This window comes from Leucobacter sp. L43 (assembly GCF_016597785.1).
Lineage (GTDB): Bacteria > Actinomycetota > Actinomycetes > Actinomycetales > Microbacteriaceae > Leucobacter > Leucobacter alluvii.
Genome location: NZ_JAENJG010000001.1, coordinates 502,621 through 519,855, shown reverse-complemented (window position 1 = coordinate 519,855; position 17,235 = coordinate 502,621). Strand labels below are relative to the sequence as shown.

The following is a 17,235-nucleotide window of genomic DNA, read 5'->3' as shown; positions in this document are numbered from 1 at the left end:
CCGTGCCCGTCGAGGCAGCACCTACGACGAAGGATCCGACGCTCGACGTCGAACGCGCGTTCTTCGCGGCGGGTGCGCAGATCGTCATCGGCATCGACGAGGTGGGCCGTGGAGCGATCGCCGGGCCGGTCGCCGTCGGCGTGCACGCCGTGGTGGCGGGCACCCACTCGTTTCCGGACGGGCTTCGCGATTCGAAGCTCCTGAGCGAGAAACGACGCGACGCGATCGCGCCGCTCGTGCATGCGTGGGGAGCCGGTGCCGTCGGCTTCGCGAGCGCCGAGGAGATCGATACGCAGGGCATCACGACGATGCTCGGCCATGCCGCGCGTCGCGCGCTGCTCCAGCTGCGTGCGACGGGAGTGCCGGTCGAACGCTCAGTGATCCTGCTCGACGGCGCGCACGACTGGCTCTCCGCAGTGCTGCGCGCTCCGCTCGACGTCCGCACGCGGGTCGGGGCGGATCGCGAGTGCGCCAGCGTGGCCGCCGCTTCGGTGCGGGCGAAGGTCTCGCGCGACGCCCTGATGCGTGAGGCCGATGCAGCGCACCCCGAGTACGCATGGGCGTCGAACAAGGGATACGGCGCGAAGGCACACTTCGCCGGCATCGCGACGAACGGCCTCACCGAACTGCACCGGCATACGTGGATCAAACTCTCCGCGATCGGCTCGGGTAGTCTGGACGGGTGAGTTCGCAGCAGCCAGACGCGTCCGCCCCGATCGGGGTGTTCGACTCGGGAGTCGGCGGTTTGACGGTGGCGCGAGCGATTCACGATCAGCTCCCCGGCGAGTCGATGATCTACGTCGGCGACACCGCCCGCACGCCGTATGGTCCGCGGCCCATCGCGGACGTTCGCCGATTCGCTCTCGAGATCCTCGACGGGCTCGTCGAGCAGGGCGTGAAGATGCTCGTGATCGCCTGCAACACGGCATCTGCGGCGGTGCTGCGCGACGCCCGTGAGCGCTACGACGTGCCTGTCGTCGAAGTCATCGGCCCGACGGTGCGCAGCGCGGCCTCGATCACGAGGAACCGCCGCGTCGGTCTGATCGGCACGCAGGGGACGATCCAATCGCGCGCCTACGACGACCTGTTCGCAATGCGGCCCGAGATCGCGCTGAGCTCTGCGGCGTGCCCGCGGTTCGTGGATCTCGTCGAGGCGGGCGAGACCAGCGGTCCCGCAGTGCACGAGGTCGCGCAGCAGTATCTCGCTCCGCTCGTCGCGCAGGGCATCGACACCCTGGTGCTCGGATGTACGCACTACCCGTTCCTGCGCGGCGCGATTCGGCAGGTGGTCGGGCCGGACGTCGCGCTGGTGTCGAGTGACATCGAGACCGCGAATGCCGTGTTCCAGGTACTCACCGAGTTGCAGTTGCTGCGTCCGCCCGGCTCTGGGGAACCCGAGCTGCGATACGAGGCGACTGGTGAGGATACGGCGGCGTTCGTCGAATTGGCCCGCCGCATGCTCGGGATCGGCATCGATGCCGTCGATCGCCTGGAGACCGGCGCGATCCGCCTGCCCAACTGACTCGCGTTCGCTGTGCGTTCGCCGACCTGATCCGCCGCAACCTCTGGAGACCTGAATGACTGAGACCCTCCGCGCCGACGGGCGCACGCCGCAGCAGACCCGACCCGTCACGATCGAACGGGGTTGGAGCGCCCAGGCCGAAGGCAGCGCGCTCATCTCGTTCGGCAGCACGAAGGTGCTGTGCACCGCTTCGTTCACGCCGGGGGTGCCCCGCTGGCTCACCGGCAAGGGCACCGGTTGGGTGACCGCCGAGTACTCGATGCTGCCCCGCTCCACGAACGAGCGCATGCAGCGCGAGTCGATCAAGGGCAAGGTCGGCGGGCGCACCCACGAGATCTCGCGTCTCATCGGTCGCAGCCTTCGCGCCGTCATCGATACGAAAGCGCTGGGGGAGAACACCATCGTCATCGACTGCGACGTGCTGCAGGCCGACGGCGGAACGCGCACCGCCTCGATCACCGGCGCGTACGTCGCGCTCGTCGACGCGCTGGAGTGGGCTCGTGAGCGCGGGTTCATCGCGAAGAAGGCGAAGCCGCTCACGGACAGCGTCGCTGCGATCTCGGTCGGCATCGTGGGCGGCGTGCCGCTGAGCGACCTCGCCTACGTCGAGGATTCGCGCGCCGAGACCGACATGAACGTCGTCGTGACCGGTTCCGGCGACTTCGTCGAGGTGCAGGGCACCGCCGAGGGTGCTCCGTTCAACCGTGCCGAACTCGACGCGCTGCTCGACCTCGCGCTCGTGAGCACGACCGAGCTGGCTGAGCTGCAGCGATCAGCGCTGGCGGAGGCGCGCCGACCATGACCACCGTGGTACTCGCCTCGCACAATGCGCACAAGCTCGAAGAACTCCGCCGCATTCTCGGCCCGCTGATCCCCGGCGTCGAACTCGTCGGATACGACGGGCCAGAGCCGGTGGAGAACGGCCTGAGCTTCGAGCAGAACGCGTTCATCAAAGCTCGCGCAGCTGCGGCCCGCACCGGGCTTCCAGCGATCGCCGACGACTCCGGCATCGCCGTCGATGTGCTCGGCGGCAGCCCCGGCATCTTCTCGGCGCGGTGGGGCGGGCCGGCGCGCGACGACCGCGCGAACGTCGAGCTCCTGCTCTGGCAGCTGACCGATGTCGCAGACGACCACCGCGACGCCGGATTCGTCTGCGCAGCGGCGCTCGCGCTGCCGGGCGACTCTCGCGACGGCGACATCTGCGAACTGGGCGTGTGGCCCGGCAGGGTGCTGCGGCAGCCGACCGGGGAGCACGGATTCGGGTACGACCCGATCTTCCAGCCGGATGGGGAGTCCCGATCTGCGGCTGAGCTGACCGGTGCCGAGAAGGACGCGCAGTCCCATCGCACGCGCGCCTTCACCGCCCTCGCGCCGGCGATCCGCGCGCTCGCGGAGTAATGCCGCATACCTTCGACGTCGGCTTGTGCGGCCCCACGGCCCGAGCCCGAGTGCACCGCGGCCGCTGCTGCTCCGCAGTGGTGGTCGCGACGCGGCACCCAACACACGAGTGACATCACTTCGACATCAGAGATGGAGATCACGCGATGAGCAACGCTTCAGCGAGTGGATTGGTGCGCCCGGACGTGACCGAGGCCGACGCCAGAACGATTGCACGCGAATGCTACGGGTTGGAGGTGACCGCTACCGAGCTCGGAAGCAATCAGGATCGCAATTTCGCGTTGACGGCCGCCGACGGCTCCCGCAGCGTGCTGCGAATCGACAACCCCGTCTTCGCGGACGACGCGCGGGATGCGCAACACGCCGCATTGGAGGCGTACCGCGCCGCGGGCGTGACAGCGGCCGCGGTGCTGCCCGGCCTCGACGGCGAGCTCACGCAGCACTGGCGCGGATTCGCCGTGCGCCGGAGCGAATTCGCGGCAGGGGAGCCGATGGTCGATCTCGGCTACTTCGCTTCTCCGGTGCTCGAGGCGTTCGGAGCGCTGTCGGCCGCATCGGCGAACGCGCTGGCAGGCCTCGAACACCCCGGCCTCGATCGCGACCACATGTGGGACATGCGTGTCGCCTTCGACGAGATCGGGCGCCTCGCCGGCTCGATCAGCGATGAAGAACTGCGGGATCGCGTCGTTCTCGCCGCCACCTCAGCCGACGAAGCGCTGGAGCCGCTCGTCGACGCGCTGCCGATCCAGGCGATCCACGGCGACCTGACCGATGACAATGTGATGGGTGAACGCGCTGCTGACACTCGCGTTTACCCGTCGACGGTGCTGGATCTCGGCGACCTCTCCTACGGGTGGCGCGTCGCCGAGCTCGCGGTGACGGCGAGCTCTCTGCTGCATCACGAAGCGGATCGACCCCTTCGGGTGCTCGAGACGGTCACCGCGTTCCACCGCGCGGCGCCACTCGCCGTCGCAGAGGCTCGAGCGGTATGGCCGTTGATCGTGCTCCGTGCCGCGCTGCTCGTCGCGAGCGGTTGGCGGCAGCTCGAGATCGACGGCGACAACGCGTACGCACGCGAGCGCGTCGACGGGGAACGCGCGATCTTCGACGCGGCCACATCCGTACCGCTCGCCGAAGCGACGGAGTCCGTGCTCGCCTCGCTCGGATTCGCGGGAGTCGCCGCGGGTAGCGGTCTGCAGCTGGTCACTGCGCCGGCCCGCGTCTCGACACCGCCGCTGCGATCGCTACTGCCAGAGCTCGGTGGTGATGCGGCGGTACTCGATCCTGGCGTCGAATCTGATGATCTCGCATCGGGCGCCTGGCTCGACGCAGATGCTGAAGCGCGGCTCGTACGCGCAGCGTTCGAATCGGGTCATGGCAGCGCCGTCTTCCCGTACGGCGTGTACCGTCTCACCCGCACCCGGGTCGATGCGCAGCGAGCGAGCGAGACCTGGCCCATCGCGACGGAGATCCACCTGGCGCCCGGCGACTCCCTGGGGGTCTCGGCGCCGGCCTCCGGGTCCGTCGCGGTTGCGACGAGTCAAGGCGTGCTGCTCGAACTCGCCGGCGGCTGGCACCTCGCGATCGACGGAGTCGAGGCCGTGGTGGAGCCCGGCGCTCCCGTCGCGGCGGGCGCTCCCGTCGCCCGTGTTCAGGGCGCGACCGGAGCGCGAGTGATCTCGGTGACCCTGGTCCGCGCCGACGCGCTGACCGGTGCCGACGCGCCGATCCTGGCGGTCGACGAGCCGGAAGCAGGATGCGCTCCGCTCGTCACTCCCGAGCGGGTTCCGGCGTGGCGCCGATTCACTCAGGATCCCGCGAGGCTGCTCGGCCTCCCATCGCTCGCCCAGCACGACGCATCCGCGGACGAGCTCGCTCGCCGCTCGGAGATCTTCGCGAGCGCACAGGAGCGGTACTACGAACGCCCGATGCAGGTCGAGCGCGGTTGGCGCCATCACCTCGTCGATACGACCGGTCGGTCGTACATCGACATGGTCAACAACGTGACAGGGCTGGGGCACGGGCATCCGGGCGTCGCCGACGCGGTCAATCGGCAGATCCGGCGACTCAACACGAACTCGCGCTTCCTCTACCGGGAGCTCGCGGAGTACAGCGAGCGTCTGCTCGCACTCCTGCCCGAAGGCTCGGCTCTCGACACGGTGCTCCTCGTGAACAGCGGCTCGGAAGCGGTCGATCTCGCGTTGCGCCTGGCGCAGGCGGCGACCGGGCGAAACACCATCGTGGCGTTGCGGGAGGCCTATCACGGGTGGACCATGGCATCCGATGCGGTGACCACGAGCGCGTACGACAACCCGCACGCGCTCGAGAATCGACCTGACTGGGTGCACGTCGCGGACGTCCCGAACCGCTTTCGAGGAACCTACCGAGGTGCGGGCACCGGTGCGAAGTACGCGGCCGATCTCGGCGCCGACCTGCAGCGACTCGCGGACGAGGGGCGCGACGTGGCCGCCTTCATCTGCGAATCGGTGCTGGGCAACGCGGGCGGGGTGCTGCTGCCCGACGGGTACCTCGCCGACGTCTACGCTCGTGTGCGCGCTGCGGGCGGACTCTGCATCGCCGATGAAGTGCAGGTCGGGTTCGGGCGGATGGGTTCGAGCTTCTGGGGTTTCGAGCAATCCGGCGTGCTGCCCGATATCGTCACGATCGCGAAGCCGATGGGAAACGGATTTCCGATCGGGGGAGTCATCACGTCGAAGCGCATCGCCGATGCGCTCGCGATGCAGGGCCAGTTCTTCTCGTCGGCGGGCGGGAATCCGCTGAGCTGCCGAGTGGGCATCGCGGTACTCGACGCCATGGAGCAGGAGGGCTTGCAGCAGAACGCGCTCCGGGTCGGCGGGCGACTCGCCGACGGCTTCCGCGCACTCGCGGAACGCCACGAGATCGTCGGGCCGATCCACGGCGAGGGGCTGTATCTCGGCGTGGAACTCGTGCGCGATCGCGAAACGCTGGAGCCCGCCACAGCCGAGGCGGCCGCGATCTGCGAGCGGCTCAGAGAACTCGGCGTGATCGTCCTCACGACCTCCGAGCGTTCGAACGTGCTGAAGGTGAAGCCGCCGCTCTGCCTCACCGAGGAGAGCGCTGACGCCGTGCTCGCAGCCCTCGACCGGGTGCTCACCGAAGGCTGGTAGCGCCGCAACCCCTCGTCGAGCCCCTGCCCGCGCGCCGAACCCCCAGGGGATGCGCGTACAGCGGGCTGGGGCTCGTCGAGCGCGGAGGGGCTCGGCGCGAGCGCGGGGGCTCGGCGATCCTGCTGGCCCCGACGGCGGTTAGAGGCCGAGCACGGCGGAGGCGATCCCGAAGTAGACGAGGAGGCCGGTCGCATCGACGAATGTCGAGATGAACGGGTTCGAGAAGACGGCCGGGTCGACGCGCACCGTCCGGGCGAGCAGCGGCATGCAGCCGCCCACCACCGCGGCGACCGTGCAGACCGCGAGCAGGGTGAACCCGATCACTGTGCCGATCTGAACGGAGTAGAACGCCCAGGCGATTCCGAATCCGAGCGAGCCCAGCAGCAGGCCCAGCAGTGCCCCCGTGCGGAACTCGCGCGCGAGCACGCGGAGAATGTCGCGGGGGCGCACGTCTCCCAGCGCAAGCGCGCGTGTGACGGTGGTCGCGGCCTGATTGCCCGTGTTGCCTCCGGTTCCGATGAGGAGCGGCACGAAGAGCGCGAGCACAGTGACCTGTTCGATTGTCGCCTCGAAAATCTCGAGCACCTGAACGGTGAGTGTGGCGCCGACGGCCAGGACGAGCAGCCACACCACGCGAGAGCGCACGAGCGTGCGCACCGGCGTGGACAGGTACGGGCGCCGCAGCGGCTCGGAGCCGCCCTGACGCGCCGCGTCCTCGTTCTCGACGTGTTCGATGATCCGGATCGCGTCGTCGATCGTCAGCATGCCGACCAGCCGCTCCTCGCTGTCGACGATCGGCAGCGCCAGCAGGGAAAGATCCGCGCATCGACGTGCGGCGTACTCATCCGACTCGGTCGCGACGGCCGTGTGCGCCGGCTGCATCAAGTCGGCGACGAAGTCGTCGGGGCTCGCGGCCAGCAGCTCGCGCAGGCTGATGATGCCGACCACGACCCGCGTGCCGTCGAGCACCGGAATCGTATACACCGTCTCGGCGTCCGAGAGGTGGGCGCGAACACGTTCGAGCGTTTCAGCGACGGTCAGCGAAGCGCGAGTCGATACGTACTCGGGCGTCATGCGCCGGCCCACGCTGCCCTGCGGATACCCGAGCAGCTCGGCGGTCTGCAGGCGATCCTGCTCGGGCAAGCCGCGCAGCATCTGGGTCGCGAGCACCGACGGCACCTCGTCGAGCAGCCAGAGCCGATCGTCGGGGTCGAGCTCGGTGAAGAGCCGACTCACCTCGGTGTTCTGCAACCCGGCGAGCAGATCACCCTGCAATGAGGGCGGCAGCGCCTCGAAGAGCTCCATTGCGCGCTGCTTGGAGAGCAGCCTGAAGAGCACGGCGCGCTGCCGCAGATCGAGTCGCTCGAAGAGCGGCACGAGCTCCGTAGCGGAGAAGGGGGCGAGATCGCGGGTGAGCGCGGGAAGATCGCCTGCAGCGAGATGCTGCAGGATGCCGTCGAACGAGGCTTCGATGATCGGAATCTGCTGAGTGGTCATGACGGGTCTCCTCGCATGGACGCCGCTGGCGCCGCTCGGCGGGCGCACGGGCGCGTCCTGAAACGTATGGAACGTGCGGAGCCGGGCGTGCGCGGCGGGCGACGAGAACGACCGCTAGAGGGAACGCGTCGGAGCGTGCGCGAGACCCGGCTGATGACTGCAACTGTCACTGGACATCGGGCTCACCTCGCTTCGGTTCGGGATCGGGCTGATCAGGGGAACCCTAACAGTCCGATGCGCGATCCCCAAACGCACCCGCGGCTCGTGGCTCGAGACCGTTCATGTGCCGGATCCGTCGGCGCCACCAGCGGTTCATCGTCGATCGGGAGGATGAACGAGGCCCGCCCCGGTGTCTGCGGACGTGCCGTCTCGAACCCCTATCGGAAGGCTTCCGTGCTGATCTCCTCGACCTCACCCGAGTCCTATTCGCGCCTCCGGCTCGCTGCGCTCGGGCTTGCCGGTGCCCTGCTCGCGGCACCGCTCGTCATCGCCTCAATCGGCCCCGCAACGGCGCACTCCCTGGACCAGCCCGAACCCGCTGCTGTCACCACCGCTGCGTCCTACGCGGATGCGCAGGTCGGAGACCTGGTCGACGTGCGCATCGGCGACGTGCACCCGACCCAGCCCTCCGTCGGATACGACGAGGTCTACTACAAGCTCGGTCGCTACTCGGAACTCGGGAAGGACGCCGTCAACAAGCGTTTCGGCGACTGGTGCGAGGCCAACGGGCAATTGGACGCTGTCGCTGCCGAATCCGACGCGACACTGCACGACCCGGCGTCCTTCACCTGCGAGCTGCCGCTCGGCGGCGAGACCGAGCAGAGCATCGCCGAGATGAAGACCGTCGTCATCGGGCCCGAGGGCGCCCTGTACCTCACCGACGGGCACCACACGCTGACCTCGTTCGCGGAAACCGCTGATGGCGGCCTCGACCTGCACGTGCGGCTTCGCGTCACGGCGAACCTGAGCGACCAGGCGCCCGCGCAGTTCTGGCAGACGATGATCGCCAATCAGTGGACGTGGCTCGAGCAGGTCGACGGGGCACCGATCACTCCCGCAGACCTGCCCGCCTCGGTCGGTCTCGGCAACTTCGCCGACGACCCCAACCGCAGCCTCCTGTACTTCGCGCGCGACATCGGCTTCGCATCCGGAACGATCCCGTTCCAGGAGTTCTACTGGGGCGCGTGGGTGCGCGATGCGCAGCCCGTCGATCTCTCAGGATGGAACACGAATGATCGCGACAGTTACCTCGCGACCGTCCGCTCGCTCTCCGAAGCGCAGGTCGCGCTCGACCCGGCGGCACCCATCGCCGGTGGGTTCACGGCAGCCGACCTCGGAGTGCTGTCAGCATGGAACGATGGCAAGGCGGAGACGAAGGGAGAGTGGAACAAGCTCTCGCAGCCCTATGAAGCCGAGAAGCCCGGCAAGCTCGCCTACGCGATGGCGTACAAGTCGCAGCTGCCGCCCTCCGGAGAGGAGCCCGGTGGTGAAGAGCCGCCTGTGGATCCCGGAACTGTGCACGGGGCCCTCGCTGTGAGCGGGGATCTGCGCCCGGGCGGCGAGATCACGGTCAGCGGAAGCGGATTCGCGCCGTCGACCACGGGGTACGCGCTCGAAATGCGGTCGGAGCCGGTGCAGCTCGCCGAAGTATCCACGGATGAGACGGGCGCCTTCGCCGCGACCGTGACGCTTCCGAGGGCAGTCGCGACAGGAGCGCACCGTATCGCCCTGCTCTGGAACGGCGTCGAGGTCGGCGCCACCGAGGTGCAGATCGAAGCCGACGCACGTGCTGATGGCGGTGCCGGGGCCGGCGCGGGCGGCAGTGGCGTCGGTGGACCGGGCGAGGCCGGTGGCACCGCAGCCGGCGGCAACTCCGGGGCCGGAGCGACTCCCGCAGCCGCTCAGGCGCCACCCACGGCGGCGAAGCTCGCTGAGACGGGCGGCGCTCCCGTGATTGCCGCGACGACGGCGGCGCTCGCGATGATGCTCGTCGGAGGCGCGGTCACGGTGCTGCACACGCGTCGCCGCCGGGCCGAGTAGCCGCGCAGCTCCCCAAATCTGCGAGCGGGGTCACTGTTCGTGGGTGTCGCATGTCCGACACGCACGAACAGTGACCCCGCTGCTGCGTGCGCGGCCACACCACGGGCCGGTCGCCGGCGCTGCATGCGGCGCAGCGCTTCGGCGTAGAATTCATTAAGGGGGGCAACCACGAGAACCGCTGGCGCAACCGAAGGCAACGTACGGGCGCCTTTCGTTGGATCAGCGGTCGGGCCCAGCGGCCCTGACCGAAAGAACCGTTCGATGAAACAGCCCCCGTACTCGGTACAACTCCTCGACGACCCGAATCTTCCGCCAGAGGTGCTGGCGCACATCGCAGCAACGCATCCGGAACTCTGGGACGCGATTCTTCTCCACCAGCAGTGCTACCCGGCACTGGGGGAATGGATCGTAAACCAGCGGGCAACACCGCAACGTTCTGCTCAGCAATCGCAGCCCATGCCTGCGGACGTTTGGGCCTCCGAGTTCCAGAGCAAGTACGGCCGGGAAGCGACGATGCGCGAGTACCAGGAGGCAGTTGCTGCCGGTGAGACCGTCGCTCCCGAAACGCCCACGCATACGCTTGGCGAGGGTGTGCAAACCATGCCGCTCCAGTATCTGAAGGGCGTCAACAGGTGGATTGCGCGCGCGCCAAAGCTCGTGTTCGCGGCAGGGTTCCTCGCGGTGCTCTCATTGTTGACGTCGCTATGGTCCGCGGAGGACATTTCCGCGGACTTACTCAGTCCCGAGAACGTCAGCAGAAGTAGCTTTCATGCCCTGACGATGCTCGTCGTCGCTGAGTGCGCGATTCTCATCACGGTGGTGAAGCGGCGGTGGGCCGTGGTGTGCACCGGAGTTTTCGCGCTTATCCTCGGGAGTTCCGCGGTGGTTGACGGCCTCATTCTGCCGTGGGCCGGTGCCGGCGTTTCCATCTGGTTGGGAGGCATCGGGCTCGGAGCATCAGGCCTCGTGATGGTGGCGGGCGGAATGCTGATCCTGCAATCGTTGAGGGAGCGTTTCGTTTCGTTATACCCCCGTCCCACGAGCACGTGATGCATCGCAGCTCGGGGCACCACCGAGCTCGAGGTGGACGAATGGTCAGAAACGAAGAACCAGTGTGCCTGCGTCGAACTCGGGCCCGGCAGATGCATCCCGCGAGCCCGCTCGACAATTTCGGTCATGAGTCTCGTGCCGATTCCCGAGCCGCGATGCACCGCTGCTACCCCAACACTGCGTGCTTTTCGCTAGCGCGGCAGTTGGCCGGCTTCTCGTTGCTCCTCCGAGTGTGTTCGCAGCGCAGAGAGAACCCCGGCTCGAATGACGGCCCAGAGAATCAGCCACCAGAGAATGAAGCCGACGATGCCGGCCGCGATGTATATGAACAGTAGGAGCTGAGCGTTATCCATTCGCTCAGAATATCTGCGTGCGCGGCCGTGCCGCGAAGGAACCTTGTACGTGCGCGAGGGGGGACTTGAACCCCCACGTCCGAAGACACTGGAACCTAAATCCAGCGCGTCTGCCAATTCCGCCACTCGCGCGTGGGCCGGCGAGACCGGCCGAGAACCACCTTATCGGTCGTTCGGCAGGACCTCGGCGCCCTCGGGAAGGCGAGTTCCTGCGGGGATGCGAACCGTGACGAAGCCTGTGTCTGCAGGAGCAGGAGCAGGGGCGCCGACGGGAACGGCGGCCGGGGATTCGTCGCCGCGCAGGCCGGCTTCGATCTTGCCGACGCTCAGGCCGCCCGTCTCGCCGGTGGGGTGGTGCTGGCTCATGCGGTCGATCCACGCGAGCGCGATGGCCGAGACGATGAACGCGAGATGGATCGCGACTTCCCACATCACGCCATCCGACGAGTAGAGCACGCTGCCGTCCGCGTTGAGCACGACGCCGTTGTCCATCCGTCCGACCTCGATGAATGTCTTGAGCAGGTGGATCGAGGAGATCGAGATGATCGATACGGCGAGCTTGACCTTGAGCAGGTTCGTGTTGACGTGCGACAGCCATTCGGGCTCATCGTGGTGCCCTTGGACGCGGATCTTCGAGACGAAGGTCTCGTAGCCTCCGATGATCACCATGATCAGCAGGTTCGCGATCATGACGATGTCGATGAGTGCGAGCACACTCAGCATCACGTCGGTCTCGGTGATGTGCCCGGTGGCGATGACGTTCTCGACGAGGTGCCAGAGCTCGACGAAGAAGAGCACGACGTAGACGGCCTGCGCGACGATGAGGCCGAGGTACAGCGGCGCCTGGAGCCAGCGGCTCGCGAAGATGAAGGCGGCGAGTGTGCGCGAAGCAGGCCCCGGACCGGCCTGCGCGCTGCGTTCGGTGATGCTGGGTCGCTTGCTCACGTGGGTGGCCCTCTCGTGCTGGTGGAGTGCACCGCATGCTGATGAAGTGCACCATATGCTAGCGCAGCACAAATGTGGATTCGGGGGTCGAGGGATCGGCACCGAGCCGCAACGCGGCTAGGATGGCGGGAGCGAAAGGGAGTATTCCACTTCGCCCGTGTCGTCAAGACGCGTCGCTCCGCAGCGGCGCCGGTGCGGGCGCGGCGCATGCGACGGAAGTCGGGCGCCGGGAAGAGACTTTCGGCCCAGCCGTGCGCCCCGCGCCCCAGCCGTAAGGAAGTACACAACGGTGACTTCAGTTCTCCCGCTCGGGTTCGAGATCGGTTCGATGATCGCGCTCGTCGTGATCCTCGTCATCGACCTCGCACTGATCGTTCGTCGTCCCCACGTCCCCTCCATGCGCGAGGCGAGCCTGTGGGTCGGCTTCTACGTGCTGCTCGCACTGATCTTCGCCGGCGCCATCTTCCTGCTGGGCGATGTGCAGCACGGCACGGAGTTCTTGGCCGGCTGGCTCACCGAGTACAGCCTCTCGATCGACAACCTCTTCGTGTTCGTGCTGATCCTCGCCAGCTTCAAGGTGCCGAGCGCCTACCAGCAGCGCGCGCTGATGATCGGCATCGTGCTCGCACTGATCTTCCGCGGCGCATTCATCCTGGTGGGCGCCGCGATCATCGAACGCTTCATCGCGATCTTCTTCATCTTCGGCGCGTGGCTGATCTGGACGGCTTGGCAGCAGGTGAAGCCGGGCGGGCACGACGAGCAGGGCGAGAGCTGGGTCATCCGCCAGGTCAAGAAGGTGCTGCCCTTCAGCGACCACTACGATGGCGGCAAGCTGCGCACCACGGTTGACGGCAAGCGCATGTTCACCCCCTTCCTGCTGGTGCTCATCTCGTTGGGCGTGACCGACCTCCTCTTCGCCCTCGACTCGATTCCCGCAATCTTCGGCATCACGCAGAGCCCCTTCATCGTGTTCACGGCGAATGTGTTCGCCCTCATGGGCCTCCGGCAGCTGTACTTCCTGCTCGGCGGTCTGCTCGAGCGGCTGGAGTACCTCAAGTACGGCATCGCGGCGATCCTGGCGTTCATCGGCGTGAAACTGATCCTGCATGCGCTGCACGAGAACGAGCTGCCGTTCATCAACGGCGGCGAGCACGTGCCGGTGCCCGAGATCAATACGTGGATGTCGCTCGGCTTCATCGTCGCGGCGATGCTGGTGGCCACAGTGGCGAGCGTGATCAAGGCGAATCGCGAGGCTCGTGCGCGCGGCGAGCACCTGCACCTCGGCGCCGCCGAGCCCATGGAGAAGCCGTCGCAGGGCCACGATCGCGCCAACCGTCACTAGGAAAGCGGTGGTGGCTCGTCATCGGCGCCGCCACCTTCTCGGCCGCATCGGGCACTCCGCATCGCGCGGTGATAGACTCTCGCCATGCGTTCGCGGGCTCTGCTTCTTCACAGCCGCGACGGGGTCTAGTCCATCGGCCGCCCGTCGCGGAGTTCTCGCATGGTCGATCCACCGCGTCGAAGCTCGCGAAATACATTCGTGCCGCGCGGTGTTGAACAGCACAGTGCTGAGTGCACAGAACCGGGAAGAGAAGCACACATGAGCGAGCAGTTTGCGTCGGAGTCGGCCGCACGGCCACGCACCCTGGCTGAGAAACTCTGGGACGACCACGTCGTCGTCAAGGGGGAGAACGGCCAGCCCGATCTCATCTACATCGATCTCCACCTCATCCACGAGGTGACGAGTCCGCAGGCGTTCGACGGTCTGCGTGTCGCAGGGCGACCGCTTCGCCGCGTCGACCTGATGATCGCGACGGAGGATCACAACACCCCGACCGTCAACATCACGCGGCAGATCGAGGACCCGACGAGCCGTCTCCAGATCGAGACGCTGCGGCAGAACGTCGCCGAGTTCGGTGTGCGGGCGCACCCCCTCGGCGACCGCGAACAGGGCATCGTGCACGTCGTCGGACCGCAGTTGGGCTTGTCGATGCCGGGAATCACCGTGGTGTGCGGTGACAGCCACACCTCGACCCACGGGGCGTTCGGCGCTCTGGCGTTCGGCATCGGCACCAGCGAGGTCGAGCACGTCATGGCGACGCAGACCCTGCCGCTGAAGCCGTTCAAGACCATGGCGATCAACGTCGAGGGAGAGCTGCGTCCGGGTGTCACCGCGAAGGACATCATTCTGGCCGTCATCGCGAAGATCGGCACCGGCGGCGGCCAGGGCTACGTGCTCGAGTACCGCGGGTCCGCGATCCGCGGTCTCTCGATGGACGGTCGCATGACGATGTGCAACATGTCGATCGAAGCCGGCGCACGTGCGGGCATGGTGGCCCCTGACGAGACGACGTTCGAGTACGTCAAGGGCCGCCCCCACGCCCCGCGCGGCGCCGATTGGGACGACGCGGTCGCGTACTGGAAGACGCTCCCGACCGATGAGGGCGCCGTGTTCGACAAGGAAGTGTTCATCGACGCCGAGTCGCTCGAACCGTTTGTGACGTGGGGCACGAACCCCGGGCAGGGCGTGCTGCTCAGCGAATCGGTGCCCGATCCCGATGCGATCGCTGATCCCAACGAGCGCGCCGCCGCCGAGCGCGCGCTCGAATACATGGATCTCGAGGCGGGGACGCCGATGAAGGAGATCCCCGTCGACGCCGTCTTCATGGGCTCGTGCACGAATAGCCGTCTCGACGATCTGCGCACCTTCGCCGAGATCATCAAGGGCAAGCAGAAGGCCGAGGGCGTGCGGCTCATGGTGGTCCCCGGGTCGGCCCGCGTGCGCGCCGAGGCCGAAGCCGAGGGGATCGACCGCATCGTCGAGGCGTTCGGAGGCGAGTGGCGATTCGCCGGCTGCTCGATGTGCCTGGGCATGAACCCGGACCAGCTGGCGCCGGGCGAACGATGCGCGTCGACGTCGAATCGAAACTTCGAGGGGCGTCAGGGCAAGGGCGGGCGCACCCATCTGGTCTCGCCGCTCGTGGCAGCGGCGACCGCGATCCGAGGCACGCTGTCGAGCCCGTGGGACTTGCAGGACGACCTCGCGAAGGGCATCTCCCACGACGCTCCGGAGGGGTCCGACCTCCCTGTGCGTCGCCGTATTCCGATCATGCCCGTCTCCGAGAAGGCGGGAGCCTGAACCATGCAGAAGTTTACGACTTTCACTGGCATCGCCGCGCCGCTCCAGCGATCGAACGTCGATACCGACCAGATCATCCCCGCAGTGTTCTTGAAGCGGGTCACGAAGACCGGCTTCGAAGACGCGCTGTTCTCCCACTGGCGGCAGGACGAGAACTTCGTCTTGAACCAGCCCGCCTTCCAAGGCGCTGAGATCCTCGTCGCCGGCGCCGACTTCGGCACGGGATCGTCGCGCGAGCACGCGGTGTGGGCGCTTCGCGACTACGGTTTCAGGGTCGTCATCTCGCCTCGCTTCGCGGATATCTTCCGCGGCAACTCGGGGAAGCAGGGGCTGCTCGCGGCTCAGGTGACCGAGGACGAAGTGAAGCAGATCTGGGCCGCGATCGATGCCGATCCCGGAATGAGCGTCACGGTGAGTCTCGAGGACTGCACGATCACTGCGGGCGCGCTCACGATTCCCTTCGAAGTGGACGAATACACGCGTTGGCGCCTGATGGAAGGGCACGACGATATCTCCTTGACGCTCCGCGACGCGGACGCCATCACCAGGTTCGAGGCGAACCGCCCGAACTGGATGCCGACAACGACCCCCGTGGAGGCCGAATGACCAAGCACACCGTGAACGAGGCCCAGCTGGAGACGGAAGCGGAGGCGCCCGAGGAGGCGGCCGCCGTGTCGACGGAAGAATCGGAAGCCGCCGGGCGCAAGCTCGACGCGCAGAAGGCGGGCGCCCGTGTGGGCCTGACCTCTGACGAGATCATCATCAACGGCGGCCGCCCGCTGAAGGGCCGTATCGAGGTGCGCGGCGCGAAGAACCTCGCGACGAAGGCGATGGTCGCCGCACTGCTCGGCAAGACGCCGAGCGTGCTGCGCAACGTCCCCAACATCTCCGACGTGCGCGTCGTGGCCGGGCTGCTCGCCCTCCACGGTGTGCTCATCACGCGCGGCGAGCAGGGCGGCGAGTGGCGCCTGGACCCGTCGAACGTCGAGGTGGCCCACCAGGCCGACATCGACGCGCACGCGGGCTCGTCGCGCATTCCGATCCTCTTCTGCGGACCGCTGCTGCACCGCCTCGGTGAGGCGTTCATCCCCGATCTCGGCGGATGCCGGATCGGCGATCGCCCGATCGACTTCCACCTCGATGCGCTGCGCAACTTCGGCGCCGTCATCGAGAAGCTGCCGAGCGGCATCAGCCTCACCGCGCCCGACGGTCTCAAGGGAGCCAACATCGAGCTGCCGTACCCCTCCGTCGGAGCGACGGAGCAGGTGCTGCTGACTGCCGTCCTCGCCGAGGGGCAGACGGAGCTGCGCAATGCGGCGATCGAGCCGGAGATCGTCGATCTCATCTGCATCCTGCAGAAGATGGGCGCGATCATCTCGATGGAGCCCAACCGGGTGATCTTCATCGAGGGGGTACCGGAGCTCCGCGGGTACGATCATCGGGCCATCTTCGACCGGAACGAGGCCGCCAGCTGGGCTGCAGCAGCCCTGGCGACGAAGGGCGACGTGTTCGTCGGCGGCGTCGAGCAGGAAGAGATGATGACCTTCCTCAACGTCTTCCGCAAGGTCGGCGGCGACTTCGACGTGCACGACGACGGCATCCGCTTCTGGCACCCGGGTGGTGCGCTCAAGCCGGTCACCATTGAGACCGATGTGCACCCGGGATTCATGACGGACTGGCAGCAGCCGCTCGTCGTGGCGCTCACGCAGGCCGAGGGCCAGTCGACCATCCACGAGACGGTGTACGAGAACCGGTTCGGATTCACCGACGCCCTCGTCAAGATGGGTGCCGACATCGTGGTGTACAAGGAGGGCCTGCACGACGCGACTCGTCGCGTGAAGCGACGGGAGTTCGAGCAGGCCGCCGTCATCACCGGACCGACGCCGCTCCACGGAGCCGATATCGAGGTGCCCGACCTGCGCGGCGGCTTCAGCCACCTCATCGCTGCGCTGACCGCGGAGGGCCAGTCGAAGGTCACGAACCTCGGCATCATCTCGCGCGGGTACGAGAACTTCATCGAGAAGCTGCATCTGCTCGGCGCTGATTTCGTCTACGAGAGCTGAGCGCAGAAACTCTCCTGCGAATGCGGCGGTTGCCCGGGGCGTATGCCACTGGGCAACCGCCGCATTCGAGATAATGGAC

Annotated in this window: 13 protein-coding genes and 1 tRNA gene; 11 read left to right on the top strand and 3 right to left on the bottom strand. The window is 67.4% G+C overall.

Annotated elements, in window-relative coordinates; all coding sequences use genetic code 11:
* The first annotated feature begins 2 nt into the window (after positions 1-2).
* The 5 genes from JE033_RS02415 (at position 3) to JE033_RS02395 (ending at position 6,069) form a co-directional block, all read left to right on the top strand.
* Positions 3-686, top strand: coding sequence for a ribonuclease HII (locus tag JE033_RS02415; protein ID WP_200329228.1), 684 nt, complete (start codon positions 3-5; stop codon positions 684-686).
* Positions 683-1,522, top strand: coding sequence for a glutamate racemase (murI, locus tag JE033_RS02410; RefSeq protein ID WP_200329226.1), 840 nt, complete (start codon positions 683-685; stop codon positions 1,520-1,522). The genes JE033_RS02415 and murI overlap by 4 nt, the downstream gene beginning before the upstream one ends.
* Before the next feature lie 55 nt (positions 1,523-1,577).
* Complete coding sequence (gene rph / locus JE033_RS02405; RefSeq protein ID WP_200329224.1) at positions 1,578-2,324, top strand: ribonuclease PH; 747 nt, start codon at positions 1,578-1,580, stop codon at positions 2,322-2,324.
* Positions 2,321-2,920, top strand: a complete 600-nt coding sequence (locus JE033_RS02400) for a non-canonical purine NTP pyrophosphatase (RefSeq protein WP_090148362.1) — start codon at positions 2,321-2,323, stop codon at positions 2,918-2,920. Before rph ends, JE033_RS02400 begins: the two co-directional genes overlap by 4 nt.
* Positions 2,921-3,066: 146 nt before the next feature.
* Entirely contained in the window at positions 3,067-6,069 is a 3,003-nt protein-coding gene (locus JE033_RS02395) for an aminotransferase (protein WP_200329222.1), read from the top strand.
* Between the two features lie 138 nt (positions 6,070-6,207).
* Here the strand turns inward: JE033_RS02395 and mgtE are convergent, their stop codons facing one another.
* Positions 6,208-7,566: a magnesium transporter gene (gene mgtE, locus JE033_RS02390; RefSeq protein ID WP_200329220.1), complete on the bottom strand. Its 1,359-nt coding sequence runs from the start codon at positions 7,564-7,566 to the stop codon at positions 6,208-6,210.
* Positions 7,567-7,896: 330 nt separating this feature from the next.
* On the opposite strand from mgtE, the gene JE033_RS02385 reads away from it, so the two are divergent.
* A complete protein-coding gene (locus tag JE033_RS02385) occupies positions 7,897-9,606 on the top strand; it encodes a ParB/Srx family N-terminal domain-containing protein (protein ID WP_200329218.1) in 1,710 nt (569 codons plus the stop codon).
* Between the two features lie 261 nt (positions 9,607-9,867).
* Positions 9,868-10,656 carry a hypothetical protein gene (locus tag JE033_RS14610; RefSeq protein ID WP_234037063.1) on the top strand — a complete coding sequence of 263 codons (789 nt, stop codon included), beginning with the start codon at positions 9,868-9,870 and terminating at the stop codon, positions 10,654-10,656.
* A gap of 403 nt (positions 10,657-11,059) precedes the next feature.
* Here JE033_RS14610 and JE033_RS02375 read toward each other — a convergent pair.
* Together JE033_RS02375 and JE033_RS02370 are read right to left on the bottom strand one after the other, a co-directional pair.
* Positions 11,060-11,141 (bottom strand) — tRNA-Leu (locus JE033_RS02375).
* Between the two features lie 30 nt (positions 11,142-11,171).
* Positions 11,172-11,954, bottom strand: coding sequence for a TIGR00645 family protein (locus JE033_RS02370; protein ID WP_370567886.1), 783 nt, complete (start codon positions 11,952-11,954; stop codon positions 11,172-11,174).
* 289 nt (positions 11,955-12,243) lie between these two features.
* Here JE033_RS02370 and JE033_RS02365 point away from each other — a divergent pair, with 289 nt between their 5' ends.
* From JE033_RS02365 to murA, 4 genes are all read left to right on the top strand, one after another.
* The gene (locus JE033_RS02365) at positions 12,244-13,296 is read left to right on the top strand and encodes a TerC family protein (protein WP_200329214.1); all 1,053 of its coding nucleotides are present in this window, start codon (positions 12,244-12,246) and stop codon (positions 13,294-13,296) included.
* 258 nt (positions 13,297-13,554) lie between these two features.
* Positions 13,555-15,093 (top strand): 3-isopropylmalate dehydratase large subunit, encoded by a 1,539-nt coding sequence (gene leuC, locus JE033_RS02360; RefSeq protein ID WP_090148376.1) that lies wholly within the window; start codon positions 13,555-13,557, stop codon positions 15,091-15,093.
* 3 nt (positions 15,094-15,096) lie between these two features.
* The gene (gene leuD / locus JE033_RS02355; protein WP_090148378.1) at positions 15,097-15,699 is read left to right on the top strand and encodes a 3-isopropylmalate dehydratase small subunit; all 603 of its coding nucleotides are present in this window, start codon (positions 15,097-15,099) and stop codon (positions 15,697-15,699) included.
* A 128-nt stretch (positions 15,700-15,827) separates the two neighbouring features.
* Positions 15,828-17,156 (top strand): UDP-N-acetylglucosamine 1-carboxyvinyltransferase, encoded by a 1,329-nt coding sequence (murA, locus tag JE033_RS02350; RefSeq protein ID WP_090149698.1) that lies wholly within the window; start codon positions 15,828-15,830, stop codon positions 17,154-17,156.
* The last annotated feature ends 79 nt before the right edge of the window (positions 17,157-17,235 follow it).

Coding starts and splice junctions, on each gene's coding strand:
- rph (WP_200329224.1), top strand. CDS start 1,578: ATGACTGAGACCCTCCGCGCCGACGGGCGCACGCCGCAGCAGACCCGA.
- JE033_RS02400 (WP_090148362.1), top strand. CDS start 2,321: ATGACCACCGTGGTACTCGCCTCGCACAATGCGCACAAGCTCGAAGAA.
- JE033_RS02395 (WP_200329222.1), top strand. CDS start 3,067: ATGAGCAACGCTTCAGCGAGTGGATTGGTGCGCCCGGACGTGACCGAG.
- mgtE (WP_200329220.1), bottom strand. CDS start 7,566: ATGACCACTCAGCAGATTCCGATCATCGAAGCCTCGTTCGACGGCATC.
- JE033_RS02385 (WP_200329218.1), top strand. CDS start 7,897: ATGAACGAGGCCCGCCCCGGTGTCTGCGGACGTGCCGTCTCGAACCCC.
- JE033_RS14610 (WP_234037063.1), top strand. CDS start 9,868: ATGAAACAGCCCCCGTACTCGGTACAACTCCTCGACGACCCGAATCTT.
- leuC (WP_090148376.1), top strand. CDS start 13,555: ATGAGCGAGCAGTTTGCGTCGGAGTCGGCCGCACGGCCACGCACCCTG.
- leuD (WP_090148378.1), top strand. CDS start 15,097: ATGCAGAAGTTTACGACTTTCACTGGCATCGCCGCGCCGCTCCAGCGA.